This is a genomic window from Neobacillus pocheonensis, from assembly GCF_050477905.1.
In the GTDB taxonomy this organism is placed as follows: Bacteria; Bacillota; Bacilli; order Bacillales; family Cytobacillaceae; genus Neobacillus; species Neobacillus pocheonensis_A.
The window spans coordinates 252,847-277,806 of the sequence record NZ_JBCNAD010000007.1; the positions used below are offsets into that span (position 1 = coordinate 252,847).

Below are 24,960 nucleotides of genomic sequence, written 5' to 3' on the forward strand. Positions count from 1 at the left end.
GTGGCAAAATACACAAAAAACGATATTGTCGCACGTGCTACGGAATTAGCACACATGATTGCAGAGACTGATGAAGTGGACTTTTTCAAACGCGCAGAAGCACAAATTCATGATAACCCAAAGGTGAAAACTTTAATTTCAGATATTAAAGGTTTACAAAAGCAAGCTGTAAACCTTCAACATTATGGGAAACCTGAAGCATTAAAAAAGGTGGAAGACAAAATTACTTCCATTGAACAAGAATTGGATGAAATTCCAGTTGTACAAGATTTTAAGCAATCTCAGTTAGAAGTAAATGAATTGCTCCAGCTCATCGCTTCAACCATTTCCAATACTGTAACCGATGAGATTATCATTTCCACTGGTGGGAATGTATTGATGGGGGAAACAGGTGCCAGCATGAAAAATGGCGGCGGCGAATGCGCCGGCCACGACGACTGCGATCACGATCACTAATCAATAGAGCCAGGCTTATAAAAATAAGCCGGCTCTATTTTTTTTGCTTATTTTTAGGTTGTGTTAAACGATATTGTTGTTTATTATACTCTGTTGATTGGAGCGGAAGGCGCTCGACTCCTGCGGGAGTACGGGGCAGGGAAGACCCCACAGGCGCAAATGCGCCGAGGAGGCTCCCCGGCACGCCCGCGGAAAGCGAGCGCCTGGAGCGGAAATCAACAGCCAAATTTAACAGAGCATATTTTAAAGTACAAGGCAAAAAGGCACACACCTAGGTAACCCGCATAAAATGAATCATATCTAAACATTTAACCAGTATTTCCAAAATTATATACACACTAGTCTACAAATTAGCATAGGATGAATTGAAACTGAATGAGGAGGGTTCGCGCGAAATGGGAGATTACAGAGAGATAATTACAAAAGCCGTCGTAGCGAAAGGACGTAAATTCACCCAGTCCAATCATACAATTAGCCCGGCACACAGTCCAACAAGTATTCTTGGCTGTTGGATTATCAACCATAAATACAACGCGAAAAAAGTCGGCAAGACTGTAGAGATTCACGGCTCATATGACATCAACGTTTGGTACTCTTTTAATGATAACACCAAAACAGAAGTAGTAACTGAACGCGTTTCCTATACCGATGTCATTAAGTTAAAGTATCGTGACCATGACTGCTTGGATGACAATGAAATTGTTGCTCGCGTGCTGCAACAACCAAATTGTACGGAAGCAGTCATCTCCCCTAATGGCAATCGCATTATCGTGCATGTGGAAAGGGAATTCCTTGTTGAAGTGATTGGCGAGACAAAAGTTTGTGTTGCCATCACGAAAGGCCATAAACATGACGATGATGACTGGGGAAATGATGTCGACGACGAAGAATTCGAGGAATTAAATCCTGACTTCTTAGTCGGCGGAGAAGAGGAATAAAATAAACTAGGAGGTTTTTACTTCCTAGTTTTTTCTTTTTTATTCTTTGTATTATTATTTGTAAAAATAAGCACCTTAAATTTAGGAGGTGCAGATTTGGAACCTAGACAGCCTGGAAATAAAAAAATGCCTGATTTTGATCAGTTAAACGACAGAGTGATTGCAGAAAGCACATCGGAGCCAATGATCGTGATTAAAACAAATCTTGACCCAAAGGATTCAACCGAAAATAATCCCTATTATCATAACGGGGAAGTACGGAACCCGAAAGCATTTAAGGCGTATTTTGAAGAATAAGTACAGCCAGGATGGTATTAACCCTGGCTTTTTGCCCATTCTGGTTTTAATAATGATAAAACATATGTATCATGATTATGGTTATTTTGTAAAATGTAGCCCCGAAGTAAACCCTCATTCGTAAAGCCAATCCCTTTAAGGAGTTTTAGGGATGCCTCATTTTCTGGATAAACAACGGCCCCAATTCGATATAAATCGAGTTGAACGTATGAAAAGCGTAGAACCTCTTTTATGGCTTCGGACGCAATCCCTTTTCTCCAATAGGCTGGATGCAATTCATAGCCGATTTCGGCCCGTTTATTGTTCAATTGAAGGCCATTTAAACCGATGGTACCGATTATCCTTTGATTTTCCTTCAATTTGATTCCCCAGCGGATTCCTCTTTTTTCATGAAAATTCTTTTGGAATATATCAATTAATCTCGCAGCCTCAGCCTGTAAAACGAAGCGATCAGTACCGTAATACCTCGTGACTTCCTCTAGGGATAAAATTTCAAATACACTATCAATATGCTTATGGGTTAATTCAATAAGTTTTAGTCTTTTTGTTTCTAAAATGGGAAATTTCATCGGATCACCCCTTAAATATCAGTGTAATCGGTGTGAATCTAAAAATAAAGGTATTAGCTATCATTTCATAACAATTTTTCTTGCTTGTTTATAAGATAAGATGAGAAAATAATATTGTCAGAGTTTTTTGAAAAAACATCCCATCAGGATTTTTCTAGATTAGAAGGTGTACGAATGCAGATTGGCCAATATATAAAACTCATAGAAACCGAATTATTACCACAAATTTACTTAACCACTCCCAGCCCTTTTGATCCCATTATTGTCGATAATCGTTCAAGTTCTTGGAAAACGGTTGGAAGTGGCAATTATGCAGGGGTTTTTTCAAACGATTTCAATCCCGCATGGGTTGTAAAGGTATATGGGCGTGATCCTGCAGAGCTAAAAAAGGAAATTGAAGTCTATAAAAAATTGGGAAACCATAAGGCCTACTCAACTCTCTATGCCTATAGTGACAGTTATTTAGTGTTAAAAAAAATCGATGGCATCACACTTTTTGATGCGTTAGTGAAGGGTGTTCCCATCCCTCAAAGCGTGATGGAGGATATCGATAATGGTTTGGAATATGCTCGCTCTGTTGGATTAAATCCTTACGATGTCCACGGTAAAAATGTAGTCATGTCAAATGGCCGAGGATATATCGTTGATGTATCTGATTTCTACAAAGAGGGCTATTGTCGAAAATGGGATGATTTGAAAAAGGCCTATTACAAAATTTATCAACCATATATTCACAAGTACCATCCTCCAATTCCTTTTTTTATGGTGGATGGAATTAGAAAAGGCTATCGTCTATATAGGAAATTTTTTAGGAAGGAGGGGAAAAGGTGAATTTCCCTTTCTATATTTTTGGCATTCACCCCCATTTCTTATTTGAGTCATTAGCTTACTTTGTTGGCTTTCGTGTATATTTATTCACTCGCAATAAGGAAAGGATTCCAATGGATAAAGCCATATGGGTTATTGTCGGGGCTATTTTAGGTGCCGCCATCGGTTCAAAATTTCTTTATTGGCTGGAGGATCCGAAAAAGACGCTCGAGAACTGGAATAATCTTATCTATCTTATTGAGGGAAAAACAATTGTTGGCGGCTTATTAGGCGGATTAATTGGTGTGGAAACAGCAAAAAAATGGATTGGCTGGACACGTTCAACCGGTGATGATTTTGTCCTTCCATTAGCGGTCGGCATGATGATTGGAAGAATAGGCTGCTTTTTAACCGGTTTGGACGATCATACCTATGGTGTGGCAACTTCTTGGATAACTGGCGTTGATTTTGGGGATGGAATTAAGCGTCATCCAACCCAATTATACGAAATAATCTTTTTGGCTATTGTTATCTTGTCGCTCTTGCAAATAAAAAAGCAAAAGATTGGTTGGGAGGGGTTGTTGTTTCAACTATTTATGCTTAGCTACCTTGGGTTCCGATTTTTGATTGATTTCATTAAGCCGACCCCGCACCCTTACTGGATTCTCAACAATATTCAACTTGCCAGTTTACTAGGAATTTCGTATTACATATGGCTCATAAATAAAAAACAAACAGAAAAAAGGAGAGAAATCCATGCCTAATCGTCCTTATTTATTTTATGAATTAACCAACAGCATTTGTTCAACCTGTTTGCGGAAGGTCGAAGCAAAGGTGATTATCGAAAATGAAAAGGTCTATCTGGTAAAGCATTGTGTCCAACATGGAAGAGAAAAGGTTCTGATTTCAACGGATGTTGCCTATTATAAATGGTGTCGTGAGTTTATCAAACCTTCAGAAATGCCGTATCGCTGGAATACTCCGATTAAATATGGCTGCCCATATGATTGCGGACTATGTCCCGACCACGAACAGCACAGCTGTCTTACCTTATTAGAAATTACCGAAAAATGTAATTTGCAATGTCCGATTTGTTATGCCGAATCTTCCCCACACAAAGGTGGTTTCCGAAGCCTAGAAAAAATTGAATTCATGCTGGATAACATTATTAAAAATGAACGCCACCCCGATATTGTGCAAATAAGCGGCGGCGAACCAACGATTCATCCACAGTTTTTTGAAATATTGGATATGGCAAAGTCACGACCAATCCGGCATATCATGGTTAATACAAATGGACTCCGAATCGCCAATGATAAGGAATTTGTGAGGCGTCTTGCCACTTATTCCCCAGGGTTTGAAATATATTTGCAATTTGATAGTTTCGAAAAGGAAGCCCTTGAAGAATTGCGAGGTGTCGATTTAAGAGAAACCCGTCGAAAAGCAATCGAGAATTTAAATGAGTACAATATTTCGACAACATTAGTCGTAACGTTAAAAAAAGGATTAAACGACAATGAGGTAGGAAAAATCATTCAATATGGCTTGAAGCAAAAATGTGTTCGCGGGGTGACCTTCCAACCGATTCAGGCGGCAGGCCGATTGGAGGAATACGATCCATCGACCAATCGCTTAACGTTGAGTGAGGTAAGGCAAATGATTATCGATCAATCCAATGTTTTTGGTACAAAGGATATTATTCCTGTTCCGTGTCATCCAGATTGCCTTGCGATGGGCTACGCACTTAAACTAAACGACACCGTCACACCATTAACCGGATTGATTGATCCAAACATTCTCTTAGAGGGAGAGCGCAACACCATCGTTTTTGAACAAGACGATCATCTTAAAAATATGATTTTTAAATTGTTTTCACTCAATCATTCCCCGGATTCATCAGCATTGTCACTAAAAGACTTATTATGTTGTCTTCCAAAGGTGGCAATGCCAGGACCAATTGGCTACGACAATGTGTTTCGTGTCATTATAATGCAATTTTTAGACGCCTATAATTTTGATGTCCGCTCTGTTAAAAAATCGTGTGTTCATATCGCACATCCCGATGGCCGCATTATTCCATTTGATACGTATAATTTATTTTACCGGGATGAAAAAGAACAGGAACTTAAGAAAATCCAGGCTGAACTAGAGGGCAGAACCTTCATTAACGCTGAATAAAAAGGAGTGGTGGTTTTTTGAGTCAAAACAAAAAAGATGGCTCTTTAAAGGACCTATGGATTGGGATTGGAATCTCACTAGGAATTTATTTAATGGGAGTAATCCTATTATTATTGAATTCGTCTATTATTATTGTCTATATGCTGATTGCTGCCATCGCGCTGATTGTGCTGCCGATATACTGCTTTGCTAAGGGAAAAAAACGGATGGGGCAGGGAGCGCTTATTGGAATCGGGTTAAATATATTATTATTTAGCGCCTGTTTTGGAATCATTATTTCCGGTTTGGGCGGATAATGAGCAATAGTGAGGCAGGCACATAAAAACGTGCCTGCTTTTTATTTGAAGTGATAATCTAAACCACTGCAAAATATTCTTTAAATAATGAACAAACAAGGAGTGATTTCAGATGGATGATCGTCTATTTCGGAACGCAATGGGGAAATTTGCTACAGGCGTAACAGTGGTGGCAACAGAAGTGGATGGCCAGGTACATGGAATGACAGCAAATGCTTTTATGTCTGTCTCGCTAAATCCTAAGCTGGTGGTCGTTTCAATTGCTGAAAAAGCGACAATGCTTGAAAAAGTAAAACAAAGCAAGTCCTTTTCCGTTAATATTCTGGCTGCCAGCCAACAGGACTTCTCAATGATATTTGCAGGTCAAATTAAAGAGCATCGCGAGGTACAGTTCGACAGGCTTGGAGGTGTACCTGTCATACCGGGCTCAATCGCCCAAGTCACGTGTGAAGTTACCTCAACACATACAGAAGGAGACCATACGCTGTTTATCGGAAAAGTAACCGACATTCATTTGGAGGATAAAGAACCACTAGTTTATTTTAGTGGCAAATACCGAAAACTGGCAGAAGGATAATTCTATTTTGGGAAAAAGTATTTAAAATTTTTTGATTATTTATTATAGTTTTTCTAGTGAAAGTATTTTAAAATTTAAGGAGGACAATTCTATAAGTTAACCAGAATCGCAAAGTTAGGGCATGCGATGTAATGGAGGATTACAAGATGGATATTCAAAAGGCAGCAACTGCATTATTGGAAGCAGAAGTCCATAAAAAGCCAATTGACCCTTTTACCTCATCAGCAGATATTATTTCTGTTGATGAGGCTTACCAAATCCAGCTTCAGCAAATCCGCCGAAAAGTGGAAAATGGGGCTGTGATTGTAGGGAAAAAAATTGGCCTTACCAGTAAAGCCATGCAGGAAATGTTTAATGTCAATCAGCCTGATTATGGTCATCTCCTTAATGATATGATTTATGAAGACGGTGAGACCATTTCCCTTGACCGGTTTATTCAGCCAAAGGTCGAATTTGAAATTGCCTTCGTCCTGAAAAAAGATTTGCATGGTCCTGGTGTTACGGTTAAGGATGTCATCGAAGCAACAGATTATGTAGTCCCTGCTCTTGAAATCATCGATAGCCGTATTCGGGACTGGCAAATAAAATTCGAAGATACAGTTGCTGACAATGGTTCATCAGCCGGGGCAGTAATTGGTAATAAATCGACCCCAATTAATGGGCATGACCTTGCCAGAATCGGAATGAGAGTTTATAAAAATGGTGAATTTCTCGATTCGGCAGTCGGAGCAGCGGTCATGGGCCATCCAGCTATGGCGGTTGCCTGGCTGGCAAACGCGGTCGGGGGTTACGGAATTTCCCTTCATGCTGGTGAATTCATCTTGGCGGGAGCGCTTTCAAAGGCTGTTGTCATTGAAAAAGGGGATACCTTTACAGCTGAATTTGACCACCTTGGTTCCGTATCGGCAACGTTTAAATAGGAAGCACAATGAGACTCCTTCTATGCAGTGTAAGGGAGTCTTTATTATCATTTTAGAAGTGAAAGGAGTTATTTAAATGGGGATACAAGTTGTAAGGTTTGAAAAAGACCAACAAGAAAAATGGGGAGTTTTATCTGGAAACCATATTCTATTGCTCAAAGGGTCCTATAACAGCTTAGCAGACTTTTTGGAAAGCGGGAAAGAGGAAGCAAGGAAAATAAAAGACGAGGAAAATGTCGAGACCATTTTTTTAAATGACGTGACACTATTGAGCCCAGTGACTAAGCCGGCAAGAATAATTTGTCAGGGAGTAAATTATTCAACACACCGTTCAGAGACAGGAATGGAAGCAGCAAGACCGCCATTCAATATGATTTTCAGCAAAGCAGATAGTTCCTTATGTGGAGCAAATAGTGATATTGTCCGCCCGCAGGGTGTTAGGCTGTTAGATTATGAATTAGAGCTAGGACTAATAATCGGTGCCAACATCTCCGAGCCTGTCGAAGTAACCGATGAAAATCTACATAATTATGTTGCTGGACTGGTCATCGTTAATGATGTTTCGGCACGGGATGTGCAGCTGCCGCAGGGACAATGGTTAAAAGGAAAAAGCTTTCGGACATTTTGTCCAACGGGTCCTTTCTTGTACCTCCTAGACAAAGAAGAATTGCCCCTCATTCATGACCTGCAGTTAGACCTTTGGGTGAATGAGGAACTCAGACAATCGGCAAACTCCAGCCAGCTCCTATATAAACCAGCTGAAACAATAGCAGAACTTTCAGAAGTAATGGATTTATCGGCAGGAGATTTAATTGTTACCGGTACAGGCGGCGGGGTGGCATTAAACCTTTCACCAGAAGTAAATGCACTTCTGTCCAATTTATCTGTCCCATATCAGCAAAAGCTGGAATTGCTGGTGGAGAAGCAATTGGAAAGCGGAAAGTATCTCAATGATGGTGATATCATCCGCTGCCAAATTAAAAGTTCTAATGGAAAAATTGATCTCGGCGAGCAAGTAAGCAAGGTGGTTAAGAGCAAAAGACTTGTAAATTCCAAATAGGTATGAATGCTGATGAGGAAAAGGTGAGATTATGGAGGGAAACTTGGTTAATATATTGGAACCAAACCGTTCCGAAGAGGGAAATAAAAAAATTCTAACGACCACTTCGGCCTTTGGGCTCTTGCGTAAAGGAATTATTGAAAATTTAGGAACCAAGAGAGCCAAGGGATTTCTTCTTCGTTACGGTTGGAGCTTAGGCGTCAGTGATGCCAAAGAAGCTATGTTAACTAGTACCTCTATAGAGTACCTTCTTAAACAGGCTTCCATTCTCCATCTAAATACTAAACATATCAAAGATATACAGTCTGAAAGAGTTATAGAAATGGGCGATTCGGACACGCTCAAGTCGATAATTGGAAAAGGTAAATGGATTGACTCATCTGAAGCAAATGTACATCTTAAACATCACGGATTATCTGATATCCCTGTGTGTTATACCTTGACCGGATATGCCAGCGGATATATGTCCACGGATTGCCGAAAAAGCGTCATTGTAAAGGAAACCAGCTGTATAGCCAAAGGGGATGATATTGGAGTCATCACAGACTATAAGACAGTGCTTTTTGCCTTAACGGAAAAGCTAAAAAGGGTATTGGTTTAATACATAGAGCATTTGAATACAATCTGATAATTCCTCTATAATGTTGAGGACTCTTTTTGTTGGAAAATTTATTATTTATTGATTGAATATAAAGAATAGGCTCTGTTAAACGATATTGTTGTTTTTTTTATAATCTGTTGATTGGAGCGGAAATCAACAGCCAAATTTAACAAAGCCAAAGAATAAAAGTGTTTTAAGAAAGGAAAATTATATGAAACCAAAAGTCATAGTCTACAAGAAGCTAGATTCAGCTATTTTAAATTTTATTCGCAAAACATGTGATGTTGTTTATTTTTAGAAATTAGATTCTCATACATATCCTAGTTTTTATCAGGAATTAAAGGATGCGGAAGGTATTCTAGGGTCAGGTCAAAAAGTGGATCATGAATTTCTCCAACGTGCTCCTCGAATTGTGAGTAATATCTCTGTCGGTTATGACAACTTGGATATTCCTGAATTAACCAATCGAAAAGTTTTGGCTACCAATACACCAGGGGTATTAAATGATACTGTGGCTGATACGATTTTTGGATTGATGCTGGCCACCGCTCGAAGAATGCCAGAATTGGATCAGTTCGTGAAGGAAGGGAACTGGAAATCACTAATTGGTGAAAGCCTATTTGGAATAGATGTCCATCATAAAAAACTTGGAATCATTGGTATGGGCGGGGTTGGAACTGCCATTGCAAAAAGGGCCCATTTTGGCTTTGACATGTCCATTTTGTATCATAATCGCTCACGGCATCTTGAAGCAGAGGAAACCTTCAATGCAACCTATTGCTCACTTGAGGAATTGTGCGAGCAATCAGATTTTATTTGTTTGATGACACCATTAACTCCCAAGACGGAAAAACTTATTGGAGAAAAAGAGTTTAAATTAATGAAAAAAACAGCCATTTTTGTCAATGGTTCGCGCGGAGCAACTGTTGATGAAGACGCATTAGTTCGTGCCCTGGAAAACAAGGATATTCTAGCTGCTGGCTTAGATGTATTTGCTCAGGAGCCAGTTCGACCAGACCATCCGCTGCTATCAATGAATAATGTGGTTACATTGCCGCATATCGGTTCTGCAACGAAAGATACCCGAATAAAAATGGCTCAGCTGGCGGCCGAAAATCTAGTCACTGGCTTACAAGGTAAGACTCCGCCAAGCCTTATAAATCCTGAGGTCTTAGTGAGAAGTAAATAAATAAAAAAACACATCTATAAGCATCTAAAAAAGCAGGAGAAATTCGTAAAATGAATTAGTCCTGCTTTTTTATTGATATGAGAATTTCTATGAAAGTTATTAACTAAAAACAAGCTCTTTTTCTCTCAAACCAAGCGTCTCTGCTGTTGAAGTATGAAGCTTGTGCAGAAGTTCTGGATTTTCCATTAGTGACAGGCCATAAGAAGGAATCATTTCTTTAATTTTCGTTTCCCACTCATCTATATGCTGAGGGAAGCATTTTTTAATTACCTCAAGCATCACGTGAACAGCAGTAGAGGCGCCCGGAGAAGCACCTAATAATGCTGCAATCGAACCATCACCAGCAGTAATCACTTCCGTACCAAATTGAAGTGTTCCTTTGCCGCCAGCTTCCGTATCTTTGATTACTTGCACACGTTGTCCCGCAACTACTAAATCCCAATCTTCTGTTTTGGCAGTCGGGATAAACTCTCGTAACTCTTCCATGCGCTGTTCTTTTGATAACATAACTTGCTCAATCAGGTATTTTGTCAATGGCATGTTTTTTGCGCCTGCCGCCAGCATAGTTACGAGATTATCTGGTTTTACAGAAGTGACTAAATCCATCATTGAACCAGTTTTTAAAAACTTTGGTGAGAAACCGGCAAACGGTCCAAAAAGCAATGATTTCTTATTGTCGATAAATCTTGTATCAAGATGCGGAACAGACATTGGCGGTGCACCAACCTTGGCTTTTCCGTATACTTTTCCATGATGCTGTTCTACAACTTCCGGATTGTTACATACCATGAAAAGTCCGCTTACAGGGAATCCACCGATATGCCTTCCTTCTGGAATACCGGTTTTTTGAAGCATATGGAGACTTCCTCCTCCAGCTCCGATAAATACAAATTTTGCACAATGCCGTTCGATGTTACCTGTCTCCATGTTCCACACTTTCAATTCCCATGAGCCATCGTCAGTACGTTTAATATCTTCAACACTGTGTTCGAAGTTTATCGCAACATTTTTACTTTCTAGGTGGGTAAATAACATGCGCGTTAAAGCGCCAAAGTTAACATCAGTACCAGAGTCGATTTTTGTTGCCGCAATCGGTTCATTCAATTTACGGCCTTCCATGATAAGTGGAATCCAGTCAATCAGTTTTTCATGGTCATCAGAAAATTCCATCCCTTGAAACAGGGGATTGTTTGACAGCGCTTCAAAACGTTTCTTTAAGAACGCTACATTTTGTTCCCCATGAACTAAACTCATGTGAGGCAATTGTCTGATAAAATCCTCTGGATTTTGGATTAGACCGCTATTTACAAGATATGACCAAAACTGCATAGAAACCTGAAACTGTTCATTAATATTAATTGCTTTGCTAATATCTACAGATCCATCTTGTTTTTCGACTGTGTAGTTTAGTTCACAAAGTGCCGCATGCCCCGTTCCCGCGTTATTCCATTCGTTCGAGCTTTCCTCACCTGCTTTTGCAAGTTTCTCAAAAACTGTGATTTCCCATTCCGGTACTAATTCTTTTAGGATTGTCCCCAAAGTAGCACTCATGATTCCGGCGCCAATTAAAATGACATCTGTTTTAGTTTCGCTGTTGTTCATTTTTATCAACCTTTTCCCCTAAAATTTGAAGTTATGAATTAGGCATCACACCAACCTAAGGCGTCACCTAGTCACACCACTTTTTTGACTTGGTCATAATCATATCTAGTGTATTAAAGTTGTTTATAGTATATATCTATTATTATATGATAATTATAAATTATTTAAAAGCTGTTAGAAAGTGAGAAGTCCTTCCACAAGGAAAAGGAATTGATAAAAACCGCGCTATGAACTCAAATATTAATCTAAATCCTAATATGATAATAAAAAAAAGTTGGTCCCTATCAAAATAGAGGACCAACTAATACTAAACTAGAGTGTATTTGTTTCCAGTTTAAATCCTTCCACGACCACTTCTTCATCTACTTCTAACAATAGGCAGCGTTTTCCTTCGTAGGTAATATATTTTACATATTTCAGGTCTTTGGGATTAATGGTTACATTCGCCAATTTCGTCTCGATTTTAATGGTTTTAGGAACTAAGCTGCTGGCCTTGAATTCATATTTTTCATCATCAAAGATTGCTTTAATGGCATGTTCCACTTTAGCCGTCTCGACATTTTCCACACCACTTACAGTTAAGATGCGTTCGATATCTTGAGAATCCAACGTAGGAATTTCACTTTCCTCATTTTCTTGATTCTCCTGAACAAGTTTATCAATTTCCTCATAGACATTGGAAATGACCCGGGAATCCACCTCGGCTCCTATTACTTCTTGTAAAATAAAATCGAAGCAGTCTTTATCTTCTTGGGCAGTATTGATTTCTTCACAATTGAGAACCTCTTCAATAAATCTTTCATCAGGTTGATTGGCTTTTCCAGCACAATAGAGAATATGGTTCACATCTGCCGCATTGTCATTAAAAGCCGGGAACAAAAACCCTGATAATGGTGAATCTAAATTAATAATCGGATCAAAGAAGTTATGCGGTTTAAATTCTTTTTCAATATAATCAAAGGTTAAGGCTCGTTTCGGCTGATCTGTTTTATTGAGACTGCAAAGGATAAACCCGTTTGAATAGACTTCGTCATCTCCGCCTTCTTCGGATTCTGTATTCCGTTTCCGGGTCGGTTTTCTGTATTCTCCTCGGATAAACGTCACCACGGTATCAAATTCATATACCGAGTTAGCAAACATTTTCACGACGATTTCCAACATGTATTCTTTCCAATCTTCCGTTGTCTCTTGTTGTAATCCTTCGAAAAGGAACATTTGGGTGCTGTCTTCCACATCCCGCTGGAATTTCAATTCAAATAGTTTAGCATCAAGATGACCTGTCAGGACTTTTTTAAAGTTTGATAAAAATAACTCTTGTGCTTCCTGTTCTAACATTTGAAACGGCTGACTGACATGGTGGTAAATCTCGCCTGATTCTTTCTGAACATACACATTAAAGATTTCTCGAATTTGCAAATTATAATTATCTAACTTAAATTGTTTTCGGATATTAGCGATATCTTTTTTATTCATTTGTTTTCAACTCCCATTCCTGATTATACTGTTCAGAAAATAAAAAACAACTCCTAAGGGACGGCTCTAATAGTCTTTTGTCCGAAAATTTTGATATTATTAATCTATATTTACTAGAATGGAGAAGGAAAGGAAGGGAAGATTTGATGATTTTACAGCTTGAAGATGTTTCATTAAAACGAGATGGAAAGTGGATTTTACAAAATATTGATTGGAAAATTAACAAAGGGGAGAATTGGGTTCTATTTGGTTTAAATGGTTCAGGTAAAACGGCGATTCTAAATTTACTTAACGCTTACTTTTTCCCGACAAAAGGAACAATTAATGTCCTTGGAATGGAATTTGGCAAAACGTATCTTGGTGAGAAACTTCGTAAGCAAATTGGGTTCGTCTCATCTTCTCTTCAAGATAAATTTCATCCTGGTGACAATGCAAATGAAGTTGTTTTAAGTGGGGCCTTTGCGTCAATCGGTCTTTATGAAACACCATCAGATGAAATAAGAAAGAAGGCTGCTGATTTACTTGATAATCTCGGTTGCGAAGAGTATGCAAATCGAAACTATGAAACCTTATCACAAGGGGAAAAACAACGTGTTTTAATTGCGCGTGCTCTGATGGCAGAACCTTCCTTGCTTATTCTTAATGAGCCTACCAATGGACTGGACTTTATTGCACGGGAGCAACTAATAGAATCAATAGAAAAAATCGCACAAGGTGCAGGAGCTCCAACGATTATTTATGTCACCCATCATGTGGAAGAAATTCTCCCTGCATTCAATAAAACATTATTACTGAAAGAGGGCAAAATTTTTCCCGCTGGAAATACAAATGAAATGATAGAAAGTGATAAACTCTCTGGGTATTTCAATTTGCCAGTTAAAGTTAGTTGGGAAAATGAACGCCCCTTCCTTATAAAAAAGAATATTCATTCTACGACAAATATAAGATGAAAAAGTGGAAAGGTGCAATCACTGCGCCTTTCCATTTTTTATTATTCTTTATCGGAACACCTATAAGCCTGACGGAAAATTCCAGCTAATTCTCTTGTAAGAGGACGTTTTGGATTTACGTTTGTATCTGGGTCATTAAAGGCGTTTATGGCTAAAAGATCAATTTTACTTTCAAATTCTGCTTCTTTTATACCGCAATCCTCAATACATAAAGGCATATCCAATTCTTTTGCAAGGTTTGTAATTGCCTTAATTAAGCTTTCAATTCCTTCTTCAGTAGTCGCAGCCGGCAAACCGAGCATTCTAGCTAACCCAGCATACCGCTGGTCGACAATATATTTTTGATAGCCAGCAAATGGTGTGAATTTTGTCGGTTTAATTGCATTAAAACGGATCACGTGCGGCAGGAAGATGGCATTAGCACGACCGTGCGCAATGTGGAACTCGGCACCAATGGCATGGGCAAGGCTATGGTTAATTCCTAAAAAGGCATTGTTAAAGGCCAATCCTGCTAAAGTTGACGCATAGTGCATTTTCTCGCGTGCTTCTTCATCAAGTCCATCCCGGTATGCTCTTGGCAGGAATTCAAATACCAACTGGATAGCTTTGATAATTTGTCCATCCGTGAAATCGTTGGAAACTACTGATACATAGGCCTCAAGGGCATGTGTCAAGACGTCCATGCCTGTATCGGCTGTAATATGCTTAGGTACAGTCATGGTAAATTGCGGGTCAATAATGGCTACATCAGGTAATAATTCTGGGTCTGAGAGCGGGTATTTGATATTTTTCTCCTTTTCAGTAATAACTGAGAATGATGTGACCTCAGAACCTGTGCCAGATGTTGTTGGAATCGCAATTAATCGCGCTTTTTCCCGAAGTTTTGGATAGGTGACAACGCGCTTTCTTGGATTTAAGAATTTTTGCTTTAATGCATGGAAGTCAGTATCAGGATGCTCGTAAAATAACCACATCGCTTTTGCTGCATCTAGAACAGAACCTCCGCCAAGAGCAATAATGACATCTGGCTCGGAATGTCTCATGAGTTCTGCCCCTTTTAGGACGGTATCAACACTCGGATCTGGTTCAACCTCAGAAAAGACGTCGTATTGGAGAAAATCAGGACGTTTTTTCAAATAATGAAGAACCTTGTTCACATAGCCATTTTTTAATGAACTTGGACTCGTAACAATAAAAGCCTTTGTAATACTTGGAATAAATTCTAAAGATTGAACAGAGTTCTTTTTATAATAGATTTGTGGCGGCGTTCTTAATATTTGCGGGTTAATATTTCGCTTGGCCACTTTTTTGATATTGATTAAATGCATGGCACCAACATTTGTAGACACTGAGTTTCCGCCATATGTACCGCATCCAAGTGTTAAGGTAGGCAGAAAATCATTGTAAACATTGCCAGTTGCCCCTTGAGCAGAAGGCGTATTGACTAGGATTCGTCCAGCTCTCATTCTCATCGCATACTTTTCGATAATACTGTCATCAAAAGTATGAATGGAAGCCGTATGACCAAGCCCGCCGTAATTAAGTGTTTCTTCCGCTAGATCAAAGGCCTCCTCAACACTATTTGCTTTATAACAGGCGAGGATGGGACTTAATTTTTCACAAGAAAGCGGATAGTTCGGTCCGACACCGTCGAGTTCTACTACTAATATTTTTGTATCAAGAGGAACCTCTATACCCGCCATTTCCGCAATTTTATTAGCAGACAAGCCCACAATCATTGGGTTGAGGGAAGATGTTTCTTTGATAATCGCTATTTTTTCTAATTTTAATTTTTCTTCTTCGTTGAGGAAATAACTCTTATTAGCAATCATTTCTGTAACCACTTCAGTATAAATGTCTTTTTCAATAATGAGTGCTTGTTCAGAAGCACAAATCATTCCATTATCATAGGTTTTCGATAATAGTAGGTCTAGTACGGAAGCTTTAATATTAGCTGTTTTTTCAAAATAACAAGGGACATTTCCAGAACCGACGCCAATGGCTGGCTTTCCTGAACTGTATGCAGCCTTCACCATGCTAGACCCACCTGTTGCGAGAATAAACGAGACATCTGGGTGTTTCATAAGTATATTTACGGCATCACGCGATTTTGATACAAGCCATTGGATACAATTTTCAGGAGCCCCCGCCTTAATAGCGGCATCGCGAAGCAGCGTGGCTGTTCTAATTCCTGATTTTTGGGACAAATGATGGAAAGAGAAAATAATCGGATTTCTTGTTTTTAATGAAATAAGAGATTTATAAATAACTGTAGAGGTTGGATTGGTGATAGGGACAAGAGCAGCAATGACGCCAACAGGTTCAGCCAATTCATAAGTTCCTTCATGCTCGTTTTCACTAATTATTCCGACCGTTTTAAGGTCTCTTATAGAGTGATAAATCATTTCGGTCGCAAACATGTTTTTAGAGATTTTATCTTCAAATAATCCGCGCTGAGTTTCTTCTACAGCCATTTTTGAAAGTTCAACATGGTGTTCGAGTGCTGTTAGGGCCATTTCTTTAACAATATGATCAACCATTTCCTGATTGAAGCCTCGGAACGCCTCTAAAGCCTTGGCCCCATTTTTAGCTAGAAGATCAATTTCGATACTAACCTGATTTTGTTGAAGCACTTTCTCTTCTACTGCCACAAGAACTCCTCCAATTTCTAAAAAAATCCTATCCTGTTTAAAAATATAGCAATCGATAACGTAGAAATTTGTAGAAAAAAAGGGAATTTTCTTTCGTATTTAGAAAGGTTCGAAATTTGTTCAAAAAGTAAGATGACAATTACTTACCTTATTTATAAGGCCTTGAAGGATAGTTGAACCATTGAAGATTATGGGAATATATTAGTTTAAGTGATTAAAATGTAAAGGATGAATGGATATGTCCCTTTTTCCAGGTCAGGTTAAAATTGATACTGTAAGTGGCGGGGGTGTACAATTTGGTGGTGCCGTTTTCGTATCCCCAAAAAATGCTTTAAAGAGTATCCTTGGTTCTGGAGCTTCAAATACTGGTATACAAATTATTAATTTTAATGGAGTGAGCACATCTAATACGATTGATTCTGATTTAATTGATCAACCAATCGTTCACGATAACTAGAAGTGTACAGTTTTTGACCTATTTAATTGTTCACAGTATTGACATATTTTTTCAAAATTTTTAATTCTTTTTTCGACATAAAAAGTGATGGTTTTGGATTAGATTTTTCTCGTTATAATCGGATTTGAAAAATTTATAGGGAATTTTGTAATTTAAGGTATAATACAGTCGTTTTTTTAAGATTTTCTAATAATAATTTGTTTGTTACAATGGAAGAAACATTCACCAAAAAACGATAGGAATCTTGTATTGGGTTTCTTTCGATGCTTGATGATGAGGGGGACTTTATATGGTATTCAAAGTAAGGTTCTGGAGAATGTTAACAAAGAACCAGAAGTTAAAATTACTGAAGCAAAAAGCTCACATTTAATTTAGCCCCAACTAATTCACTCATAAAATACCCACTTACTGATTATTGATCTTCAAGTACATTTATACCATATCATTGACCGCAAAGCGCAAAGTCTCCGTGTGGGGCTTTTTTTGTTATCCTTTCCTAACATTGATCCAAAAAAATGGACAAGTTTGGGTGTTCGCCTGTACACAAAAAGGAATTCCTCCATACTTTATAGCATGTTTATTTTGAAAAGGGGGATTTGGAATGCAATTAGATTTTGAAAAAGCACGTCATTTAGAGGGGAAAATGATTCAATTTAAAAATAATCAAGGGGAATGGTCAGTCGGAAAAGTTGTAAAGGTAAGAAAAAATGGCCTGGAGATTGAAGAATTAAGTACTTCCAGTTCAAATGATGGGTACGGATTTGGTTTCTTTGGTCCAAGACCGTTCTTTAGACGACCGTTTTTTAGACCGCCTGTTTTCTTCCCATTTGTTGGCTTTGGTTTTTCCCCTTTCTTTTTTTAAATAGAAAATTTGGATGTAATTATGAAGAACTATTTGTACATGTGTCCACACTCTGATACAAAAACAATCATAGTTTATCTAAAAGGGTAAGAAAGAAGGAAAAGCCATTGGTTGAGAATAATAATAATCAAGAACTGGAACCGAATGGTGGTATTGACCGATTCTCAAGATTTATGTTTGGAAACAGAAAACACAGGGAGACATACCATGAAGGCGAAATTAATTCACAAGAATCGCCTGAATTAAATGAGCGATCATCTTTAAATAATAGAATGAATCGGAGAGAAGAAGGGCCTTTTGGCTTTAGGAGAAAAGAACCTACCTCCCATACGAACACTGCTCAAAATCAAATAGAAAATCTTCTTAACAATGTGGATATTGATTTACTAATGGAAACTACTGATATGTTTGTTTCAACATTTAAACAATTTAAACCATTATTTAAAGACATTGCTCCTCTATTGAAACGTTTTACTAATAAGCTCAATCAATAGTTCTCCAACCCAATCGTTTGATTGGGTTTTTATATTTTGGCTCTGTTAAACTTGTCTGTTGATTTCCGCTCCAGGCACTTCGCTTTCCGCGGGCGTGCCGGGGAGCCTCCTCGTCGCTGCGCTCCTGCGGGGTCTCCCCTGCCCCGTACTCCCGCAGGAGTCTTCGTGCCTTCCGCTCCAATCAACGAGCTTCAAAAATCAACGATGTTCTTTAACATAGCTTAAATTTTAATTATTGATTAATAAAATAAGTTGTGGTAAAGTAATCTGGTCTAATAAATGACCAAAAAACCAAAACGGTCAATTGATGTAAAAATTGAATGAAGTTTCTTTTTTTATACTAAACTGACCAAATGAGGACTATAGTCATTGTGAGTGAAAACGATAATTATGAATGAGGTGACCAACATGAAATCTTTTGCATCGGTGAAAAGTGAATTTCTGCGGATTATTCGTACCCGGAAATTGCTAATTGCCATTATTGGAGTGATGACGATTCCGGTGCTATACAGCGGAACCTATTTATGGGCCTTTTGGGATCCATATGCCCATTTGGACAGAATGCCTGTGGCGATTGTCAATAATGACCAGGGTGCCGAGTACAATGGAAAGCAGATAGCGATCGGCTTGGATTTAGTCGAAAACTTGAAAGACAAAAAAACATTTAATTGGAAATTTGTCAGTGCAAGCAAGGCGAAACAAGGTTTAAAGAACCAGGATTATTATTTAGAAATTGAAATTCCAAAAGATTTTTCAAAAAATGCAACGACATTACAAAGTGAAAATCCCAAAAAATCAAATCTGATCTATACAGTTAATGAAGGCAATAACTATTTATCATCGAAAATTGGAGATTCCGCCATTGAAAAAATAAAAGAGGCCGTATCTGCCTCCGTAACGAAAACGTATGCGGAATCCATGTTTGACAGCCTAAAAGATGTCGCTAAAGGGTTAAATAAGGCGAGTGACGGTGCTGGTGAGCTTTATAACGGGATAGCTGAGGCTAAAGATGGTACTGGCAGTTTAGCAGAGGGAATTACATCTGCAGGCAACGGTGCGGAAAAGTTAGAAAACGGTGCAAAATCATTGGATGAAGGCGCCTTAACGATCAAGCAAAATCTTGAAGTTTTAGCCGAGAAATCAGTTGCTTTCTCAAATGGAGTTGTATCTGCTTCATCCGGTTCAGAGCAAGTCCAAAGCGGGTTGGAGCAGTTCAGTAACGGCCTCACACAAATGAAGGATGCCAACGCGAGACTGTTGGCAGGTGCGACTCAAGCGGAAGATGGCACAAAGCAATTATCTGATGGCTTAGCTTCAGTTGCAGGAAATCTTCCTGATTTGCAAGACGGTTCAAAGCAGCTTGTAGATGGTTCTTCTCAGCTTTCTACTTCATTAAGTAACTGGAAAAAAGGAGCAGACCAAACAAAGTCGGGGGCCGATTCGGTCAGTCAGGGACTACAGCAACTTCTCGGCCAAGTAGAAAGTATGATAGAAAATACGACCGAACCAACCGAGAAAGCAAAGCTGAATGCTGTGAAAGACAGTCTGACACAATTATCGCAGGGCAGCCAACAGGTGGCATCAGGTGTAGGTAATTTATCAAGCAGTGCTGCACAATTAAAGCAGGGATCCGATTCATTAGCATCTGGTGCAAGTCAGGTGAATCAAGGCCAAGAGAAATTGGCTGAAGGCATCAATCAATTATCTGGCGGAACAAACCGAGTATTGAACGGTCAAGAACTGGTAAAACAAGGGCTTGCCCAGTTTGGTTCTAAAATTGATGAAGCACAAAATGGATTTAGCCAAATTGAAAACGGCTCAAGCAGCCTGACTGCAGGGTTAGGGCAATTAGCATCTAATTCCATTTTATTGCGAGATGGAACGAATAAGCTGTCATTAGGAGCAAACCAATTAGCAGGCGGCACAACACTACTTTATACAGGTGAAAAAGACTTAAATAAAGGGATGTCCGCGCTTGCGAGTGGTTCAGATCATCTAACCAGTGGTATGACTAAACTTACAGATGGCTCGAAAGAATTGAGTGAAAAATTGGCTGACGGGGCAAAAGACGCTAGTAATGTAAAAGCCGATAATCGAGTGTATGATATGTTTGCGAAGCCGGTAAAACTTGAGGATCACAAAATGAATCAAGTTCCAAATTACGGAAGTGGATTGGCACCATATTTCTTGTCCCTAAGTCTTTTTGTGGGAGCTCTTATGCTTTCGGTTATTTTTCCAATGTTTCATCCGGCCTCAGAGCCGAAAAGCGGATTTGGATGGTTTATTGGAAAAACGGGAGTCATTTTAGCTGTAGGAATTGGTCAGGCATTATTAGTGGATGCAGTTATGCTTTTAGGTCTAGGGCTTGAAGTGAAGAGTGTGCCATATTTTATTATGCTAAGTATCATCACGAGCTGGGCATTCTTGGCCATTATACAATTCCTTGTTACTACACTTGATAATCCCGGACGTTTCGTTGCTGTAATTATCCTGATTTTGCAACTAACAGGAAGTGCTGGAACCTATCCGATTGAATTAAGTCCTAATTTCCTGCAAAAGATTATGCACTACTTGCCAATGACCTATTCGATTTCTGGTTTTAGAGCAATAATCTCAACAGGTGATTATAGTTTTATGTGGAATAATATTGGACACATTGCAATTTTCTTTGTTTTATTCCTGGCTGCGACCTTGACCTTTTTTATCGTCAAATTTAAACGCCAGCCTCAATTACAGGTACAGTAATTTTTAAACTACGGAGGCAGGTCCTTTTAAAGGGCTTGCCTCTTTTTCCTTAAATTTGTTGAATTATTTAAAATTCATACTTTACTGATAGGAATTATAGGTTTATAATTTAATTAATCTAAAAACGAATTTATAAGTTGTTGTATTCAAGGGAAAGTTTTTGTAAAACAAAGGAGAGTTTCTTATGAGAAATAATAATGAAAAGAAGCGACAAAAACTTATCAATAAATTAATTTTTTTAAACGTATATGACAAAGAAGATCAACAGCTATATGAGCTGCCACTATCGAAATTAGAATATGAGTATAGAAGATTTAAATTACAAAACCATCCACATGGTGAGTTTGGGTCTATTCAGTGGGTATAAAATAATGATGGTTACGGTACATGAGACTGCATGGTGTTTCGCACACATGCGGTCTTTTTTTTTTGCAAGGAAATTAGAAAATTCAATGTTCTTAAATTTAGGACAAAAAATGATTGATTACCATCATGAAGTGGGATATTAAAGGAGTAATGTATTCTTCTAGTGATCTGCATTAGAGATGAATTTGGCGATTTTGCGACCATATGTCGGAAGAATTAAAAATAAAACCAAAAAATTTGGAGGAATTTTTACATGAAATTTTTTATCGATACTGCAAACTTAGAGGAAATCAAAAAAGCTTATAAAATTGGAGTGTTATCTGGCGTAACCACTAACCCTTCATTGGTTGCGAAAGAGGGCGTAAAGTTTGAAGACCGTATCGCTGAAATCCTTAATGCCGTACCAGAGGTTGAATCTGTTTCTGCCGAAGTAACACCCAATGCTTTAACAGCTGACCAAATGATAGAAGAAGCAAACGAGCTGATTAAAATTAATGACGGTGATAAGAATATCACCATTAAGCTACCAATGACTCTCGATGGTTTGGAAGCTTGTCGATATTTAACTAAAAAAGGTGTTAAGACAAACGTAACTCTAATTTTTAGTGTGAACCAAGCATTGCTGGCGGCACGTGCAGGAGCGACCTATGTATCACCATTTTTAGGCCGGTTAGATGATATAAATGAAGATGGTGTAGAACTGGTGGCTAAAATTGCTGAAATGTTCCGAGTTCAAAACTTGAATGCGCAAATCATTGCAGCTTCTGTCCGCCACCCTGACCATGTTACTCGCGTGGCAATGGCTGGAGCCCATATTGCAACTATACCATTCAAGGTTATTGAACAATTGTCAAAACATCCATTAACAGACCAAGGTCTTGAAAAATTTGCTGCTGACTGGAAAACTGTGTAACAGTTGATCAAATAAAAAAAGCTAATCGAAAGTGTTCGATTAGCTTTTTTAAGTAAATATTTCTTAAAACTCTAAAGAATATTAAATACTTAACAAAGAAATAATAGGTAGGAATTTATACTGAAAAATTTAGGTGGATGATTTTATGGAAAAAAAACTCTTGAATCTACTTACTACTTTGTGTTTAGTTTCCTTACCATTTTTATTTAAGGGATCTAAAATGCGCGAAAATCTTGTTATTTTTTTCTCAAAAGGAGTAATAGCAACTCTGCTTGATGCGTATGTGGTTGGTACCAAAAAACTTGAATACCCAGTTCGTCCTTTTCCAAAAATCTTTAAAACTAACATCATTTATGACATGTTGTTCTTCCCGCTTTTAAGTGTCATCTGGGTTAAACTATCTTATCATGATAATTTCGGAAAAATTCTTTTGAAAAGTTTATTATTCAGTGTTCCTATGAGTATTGGTCAATGGTATTTTGAAAAGAATTCAAGATTATTCAAATGGAAAAAATGGACACCATTTCATACTTTTGCAAGTGTAAACGTTACTTTGTTTATTATAAGAGGCTTGGTTGGATTAATAAAAAAATTAGATAAATTCAAGAGTGTGTAAGTGTCACCTATAGTAATAAAAAATCTGATGGGGTGATAAAATTCCATCAGATTTTTTGATTAAACTATTCAGCTTTTTCCATCTCTATTAATAAAAGATGCGAAGTTTTTTCTGCCTTAATTGTAATGGTTTCCTCAACAATCTCCATGCCATCTCTTTCAAAGAGTTCCATATCTTTAATGTTTGATGTTCCTTCTATTTGTACTAAATAAGCTTGCCTGCCAGTTTTAACAGGAAAGCTTATTTCTTTCCCTTGCTCCAATTCTAAAGAATAAATATTTCCATCCTGGTTAATTTTAATTGGAGCATCACCGTCTATTCCTGAAACCATGTGCAGCCATTGATTATTTCTCTCTTCCCAATTGAATCTATAATCACCATAGGTTGGTGTATGACCGTATTTGTCAGGTAAAATCCAAATTTGTAAAAATCTTAACGTGTTTTCTCCTAAATTATACTCACTATGAAACACACCTGTACCTGCACTCATATATTGAACTTGTCCACGTGTTATTGTATTGCTGTTACCCATGCTATCACCATGAGTTAATTCACCATTCACCACATAGGATATAATCTCCATATTTTGATGGGGATGTTTTCCAAAACCTGTTTGCGGATTAACTAAATCGTCATTGATTACTCGTAAAACGCCAAACTGTATATTGTCAGGATTATAATAATTTGCAAATGAAAAGTGAAATTTACTGCGTAACCATCCAAGATCACTAGAACCCATATTATGACTATCGATTTTTCTAAACATAATTTTCTCTCCAATCTATTCAAAAAGATAATTTTAAGAAACTGTTTATTTATCTCGAATTCGAGATAATTGTATAATTTATATTTTTAAATGTCAACTTAGCTATTTATAAAGCAATTTAATATTTAGTATTGAACAAAATAAAAAGCCTTGAAAAATCAAGACTTTTTGAATTCAAGGCATTTTGACGTCCCGAAGAGGATTCGAACCTCCGACCTACAGTTTAGGAAACTGTTGCTCTATCCTGCTGAGCTATCGGGACACTTATGTTGTGACGTTATTTATTATAATGAGTTAATCGAAAAAGGTCAATAATTAAATCGCCTTATTGCATTGGTAATTCCTTTGTTACCTTTGATTTTTGTCCTGACTTTTCGCGGAAAATCAGCCAGACAATCAGACTAAGAGTGATCAGTAAGCCTTCCATAGATAGGATATAAAAAGGATATGGACCTAATACATCTAATAAGCTTGCGCCATTTGGTTTATGACTTAAAAACATATAATTTCCGCCAACCAGTTTATTGATTACCATAATGATTGGCATTAAAATATTCAAGAAAACAAATAGCTTTACAACAGACCAAATGGTCGGACGGTAGCCTTTTGCCCAGGTGAAATACAAAGGAACCCAGATCTCCATAAGGTGAGTATAAAAGAAATGGAAAAACCGAAAATGCGGAAAATCATAATTTAACAATGGAGTGAAAATAGCCTGGGTGGCGCCTAACAATGCAGTAAATAATAATATCTCATAAATTATTTTTTTGCGGGTTAGCAATAATAGGACCGTTATGATTAAACTGATGCTGCATAATTCCAATGGAAAAGCATGACTAACATCCCAGCTTCCATTCACAGCCATCCAAATATGATAGGTTACTTCTATTAAAATTAAGGAAATGGCAATTCCAATTTCGGCACGTCGCCATTTCTCATCCTTCAATTTATCTCGATAAAGAAAAATTCCAATTGCACCTAAAAATAAGATGGCCATAATAACAAAGTGACTAACGGAAAACATTTCAAAATCAAAGTTTTTATTGCTCCGACCGAACCACTCCATAAAATCCACCATCCCATTATGATTATTATATAGAGAATATATGCAAGTAGATTCAGCAATAGCCAAAAATCATCTGCTTAAATATTTCGATAAAGAACAAGAAATCCCTTT

General features: G+C 37.9%; 25 protein-coding genes, 1 tRNA gene and 1 pseudogene. 20 read left to right on the top strand and 7 right to left on the bottom strand.

Going from position 1 to position 24,960, the window contains the following annotated elements; translation table 11 throughout:
• The 3 genes from ABES02_RS04080 (at position 1) to ABES02_RS04090 (ending at position 1,691) form a co-directional block, all read left to right on the top strand.
• Positions 1 to 456 carry a RicAFT regulatory complex protein RicA family protein gene (locus ABES02_RS04080; protein WP_430131105.1) on the top strand — a complete coding sequence of 152 codons (456 nt, stop codon included), beginning with the start codon at positions 1 to 3 and terminating at the stop codon, positions 454 to 456.
• A gap of 395 nt (positions 457 to 851) precedes the next feature.
• Complete coding sequence (locus ABES02_RS04085) at positions 852 to 1,394, top strand: outer spore coat protein CotE (protein ID WP_430131108.1); 543 nt, start codon at positions 852 to 854, stop codon at positions 1,392 to 1,394.
• 96 nt (positions 1,395 to 1,490) lie between these two features.
• Complete coding sequence (locus ABES02_RS04090) at positions 1,491 to 1,691, top strand: hypothetical protein (RefSeq protein ID WP_430131111.1); 201 nt, start codon at positions 1,491 to 1,493, stop codon at positions 1,689 to 1,691.
• A 17-nt stretch (positions 1,692 to 1,708) separates the two neighbouring features.
• Here ABES02_RS04090 and ABES02_RS04095 read toward each other — a convergent pair whose 3' ends face one another.
• A complete protein-coding gene (locus tag ABES02_RS04095; RefSeq protein WP_430131114.1) occupies positions 1,709 to 2,260 on the bottom strand; it encodes a GNAT family N-acetyltransferase in 552 nt (183 codons plus the stop codon).
• A 114-nt stretch (positions 2,261 to 2,374) separates the two neighbouring features.
• Here ABES02_RS04095 and ABES02_RS04100 point away from each other — a divergent pair, with 114 nt between their 5' ends.
• The 9 genes and pseudogenes from ABES02_RS04100 (at position 2,375) to ABES02_RS04140 (ending at position 9,888) form a co-directional block, all read left to right on the top strand.
• Positions 2,375 to 3,091: a serine/threonine protein kinase gene (locus tag ABES02_RS04100; protein ID WP_430131117.1), complete on the top strand. Its 717-nt coding sequence runs from the start codon at positions 2,375 to 2,377 to the stop codon at positions 3,089 to 3,091.
• Positions 3,088 to 3,831: a prolipoprotein diacylglyceryl transferase gene (locus tag ABES02_RS04105; protein ID WP_430131120.1), complete on the top strand. Its 744-nt coding sequence runs from the start codon at positions 3,088 to 3,090 to the stop codon at positions 3,829 to 3,831. Before ABES02_RS04100 ends, ABES02_RS04105 begins: the two co-directional genes overlap by 4 nt.
• The gene (locus tag ABES02_RS04110; RefSeq protein WP_430131123.1) at positions 3,824 to 5,245 is read left to right on the top strand and encodes a radical SAM protein; all 1,422 of its coding nucleotides are present in this window, start codon (positions 3,824 to 3,826) and stop codon (positions 5,243 to 5,245) included. The genes ABES02_RS04105 and ABES02_RS04110 overlap by 8 nt, the downstream gene beginning before the upstream one ends.
• Before the next feature lie 17 nt (positions 5,246 to 5,262).
• A complete protein-coding gene (locus tag ABES02_RS04115; RefSeq protein ID WP_430131126.1) occupies positions 5,263 to 5,541 on the top strand; it encodes a hypothetical protein in 279 nt (92 codons plus the stop codon).
• A gap of 112 nt (positions 5,542 to 5,653) precedes the next feature.
• Complete coding sequence (locus ABES02_RS04120) at positions 5,654 to 6,118, top strand: flavin reductase family protein (RefSeq protein ID WP_430131129.1); 465 nt, start codon at positions 5,654 to 5,656, stop codon at positions 6,116 to 6,118.
• Positions 6,119 to 6,264: 146 nt separating this feature from the next.
• Complete coding sequence (locus tag ABES02_RS04125; RefSeq protein ID WP_430131132.1) at positions 6,265 to 7,038, top strand: 2-keto-4-pentenoate hydratase; 774 nt, start codon at positions 6,265 to 6,267, stop codon at positions 7,036 to 7,038.
• 76 nt (positions 7,039 to 7,114) lie between these two features.
• Positions 7,115 to 8,098, top strand: a complete 984-nt coding sequence (locus ABES02_RS04130) for a fumarylacetoacetate hydrolase family protein (RefSeq protein WP_430131136.1) — start codon at positions 7,115 to 7,117, stop codon at positions 8,096 to 8,098.
• A 43-nt stretch (positions 8,099 to 8,141) separates the two neighbouring features.
• Positions 8,142 to 8,699, top strand: a complete 558-nt coding sequence (locus tag ABES02_RS04135; RefSeq protein ID WP_430131139.1) for a XylR N-terminal domain-containing protein — start codon at positions 8,142 to 8,144, stop codon at positions 8,697 to 8,699.
• A gap of 211 nt (positions 8,700 to 8,910) precedes the next feature.
• Positions 8,911 to 9,888: pseudogene (locus ABES02_RS04140) on the top strand (2-hydroxyacid dehydrogenase).
• A 99-nt stretch (positions 9,889 to 9,987) separates the two neighbouring features.
• Here the strand turns inward: ABES02_RS04140 and ABES02_RS04145 are convergent.
• Positions 9,988 to 11,490 carry a malate:quinone oxidoreductase gene (locus ABES02_RS04145; protein WP_430131322.1) on the bottom strand — a complete coding sequence of 501 codons (1,503 nt, stop codon included), beginning with the start codon at positions 11,488 to 11,490 and terminating at the stop codon, positions 9,988 to 9,990.
• A gap of 312 nt (positions 11,491 to 11,802) precedes the next feature.
• Positions 11,803 to 12,963 (bottom strand): DUF4317 domain-containing protein, encoded by a 1,161-nt coding sequence (locus tag ABES02_RS04150; protein ID WP_430131142.1) that lies wholly within the window; start codon positions 12,961 to 12,963, stop codon positions 11,803 to 11,805.
• A 146-nt stretch (positions 12,964 to 13,109) separates the two neighbouring features.
• On the opposite strand from ABES02_RS04150, the gene ABES02_RS04155 reads away from it, so the two are divergent.
• Positions 13,110 to 13,913: an ABC transporter ATP-binding protein gene (locus ABES02_RS04155; RefSeq protein ID WP_430131324.1), complete on the top strand. Its 804-nt coding sequence runs from the start codon at positions 13,110 to 13,112 to the stop codon at positions 13,911 to 13,913.
• Between the two features lie 41 nt (positions 13,914 to 13,954).
• Here the strand turns inward: ABES02_RS04155 and adhE are convergent, their stop codons facing one another.
• A complete protein-coding gene (adhE, locus tag ABES02_RS04160; protein WP_430131145.1) occupies positions 13,955 to 16,564 on the bottom strand; it encodes a bifunctional acetaldehyde-CoA/alcohol dehydrogenase in 2,610 nt (869 codons plus the stop codon).
• 238 nt (positions 16,565 to 16,802) lie between these two features.
• On the opposite strand from adhE, the gene ABES02_RS04165 reads away from it, so the two are divergent.
• The 7 genes from ABES02_RS04165 to ABES02_RS04195 all read left to right on the top strand — a co-directional run bounded on the left by ABES02_RS04165 (position 16,803) and on the right by ABES02_RS04195 (position 23,017).
• Positions 16,803 to 17,021, top strand: coding sequence for a spore germination protein (locus tag ABES02_RS04165; RefSeq protein WP_430131147.1), 219 nt, complete (start codon positions 16,803 to 16,805; stop codon positions 17,019 to 17,021).
• 601 nt (positions 17,022 to 17,622) lie between these two features.
• Positions 17,623 to 17,883 (top strand): hypothetical protein, encoded by a 261-nt coding sequence (locus ABES02_RS04170; protein WP_430131150.1) that lies wholly within the window; start codon positions 17,623 to 17,625, stop codon positions 17,881 to 17,883.
• Positions 17,884 to 17,990: 107 nt separating this feature from the next.
• Positions 17,991 to 18,377 (top strand): hypothetical protein, encoded by a 387-nt coding sequence (locus tag ABES02_RS04175; RefSeq protein ID WP_430131153.1) that lies wholly within the window; start codon positions 17,991 to 17,993, stop codon positions 18,375 to 18,377.
• Between the two features lie 408 nt (positions 18,378 to 18,785).
• Positions 18,786 to 21,122, top strand: coding sequence for a YhgE/Pip family protein (locus tag ABES02_RS04180; protein ID WP_430131156.1), 2,337 nt, complete (start codon positions 18,786 to 18,788; stop codon positions 21,120 to 21,122).
• A gap of 184 nt (positions 21,123 to 21,306) precedes the next feature.
• Entirely contained in the window at positions 21,307 to 21,489 is a 183-nt protein-coding gene (locus tag ABES02_RS04185) for a Fur-regulated basic protein FbpA (RefSeq protein ID WP_430131158.1), read from the top strand.
• 252 nt (positions 21,490 to 21,741) lie between these two features.
• On the top strand, positions 21,742 to 22,401 hold the full coding sequence (gene fsa / locus ABES02_RS04190) for a fructose-6-phosphate aldolase (protein ID WP_430131161.1): 660 nt from the start codon (positions 21,742 to 21,744) through the stop codon (positions 22,399 to 22,401).
• Positions 22,402 to 22,546: 145 nt separating this feature from the next.
• Complete coding sequence (locus tag ABES02_RS04195) at positions 22,547 to 23,017, top strand: CBO0543 family protein (RefSeq protein WP_430131164.1); 471 nt, start codon at positions 22,547 to 22,549, stop codon at positions 23,015 to 23,017.
• A gap of 64 nt (positions 23,018 to 23,081) precedes the next feature.
• Here the strand turns inward: ABES02_RS04195 and ABES02_RS04200 are convergent, their stop codons facing one another.
• The 3 genes from ABES02_RS04200 to ABES02_RS04210 all read right to left on the bottom strand — a co-directional run bounded on the left by ABES02_RS04200 (position 23,082) and on the right by ABES02_RS04210 (position 24,849).
• Positions 23,082 to 23,783, bottom strand: coding sequence for a pirin family protein (locus ABES02_RS04200; protein WP_430131167.1), 702 nt, complete (start codon positions 23,781 to 23,783; stop codon positions 23,082 to 23,084).
• A 188-nt stretch (positions 23,784 to 23,971) separates the two neighbouring features.
• A tRNA-Arg gene (locus tag ABES02_RS04205) sits at positions 23,972 to 24,045 on the bottom strand.
• Positions 24,046 to 24,108: 63 nt separating this feature from the next.
• On the bottom strand, positions 24,109 to 24,849 hold the full coding sequence (locus ABES02_RS04210) for a TIGR02206 family membrane protein (RefSeq protein ID WP_430131170.1): 741 nt from the start codon (positions 24,847 to 24,849) through the stop codon (positions 24,109 to 24,111).
• Between the last annotated feature and the right edge of the window lie 111 nt (positions 24,850 to 24,960).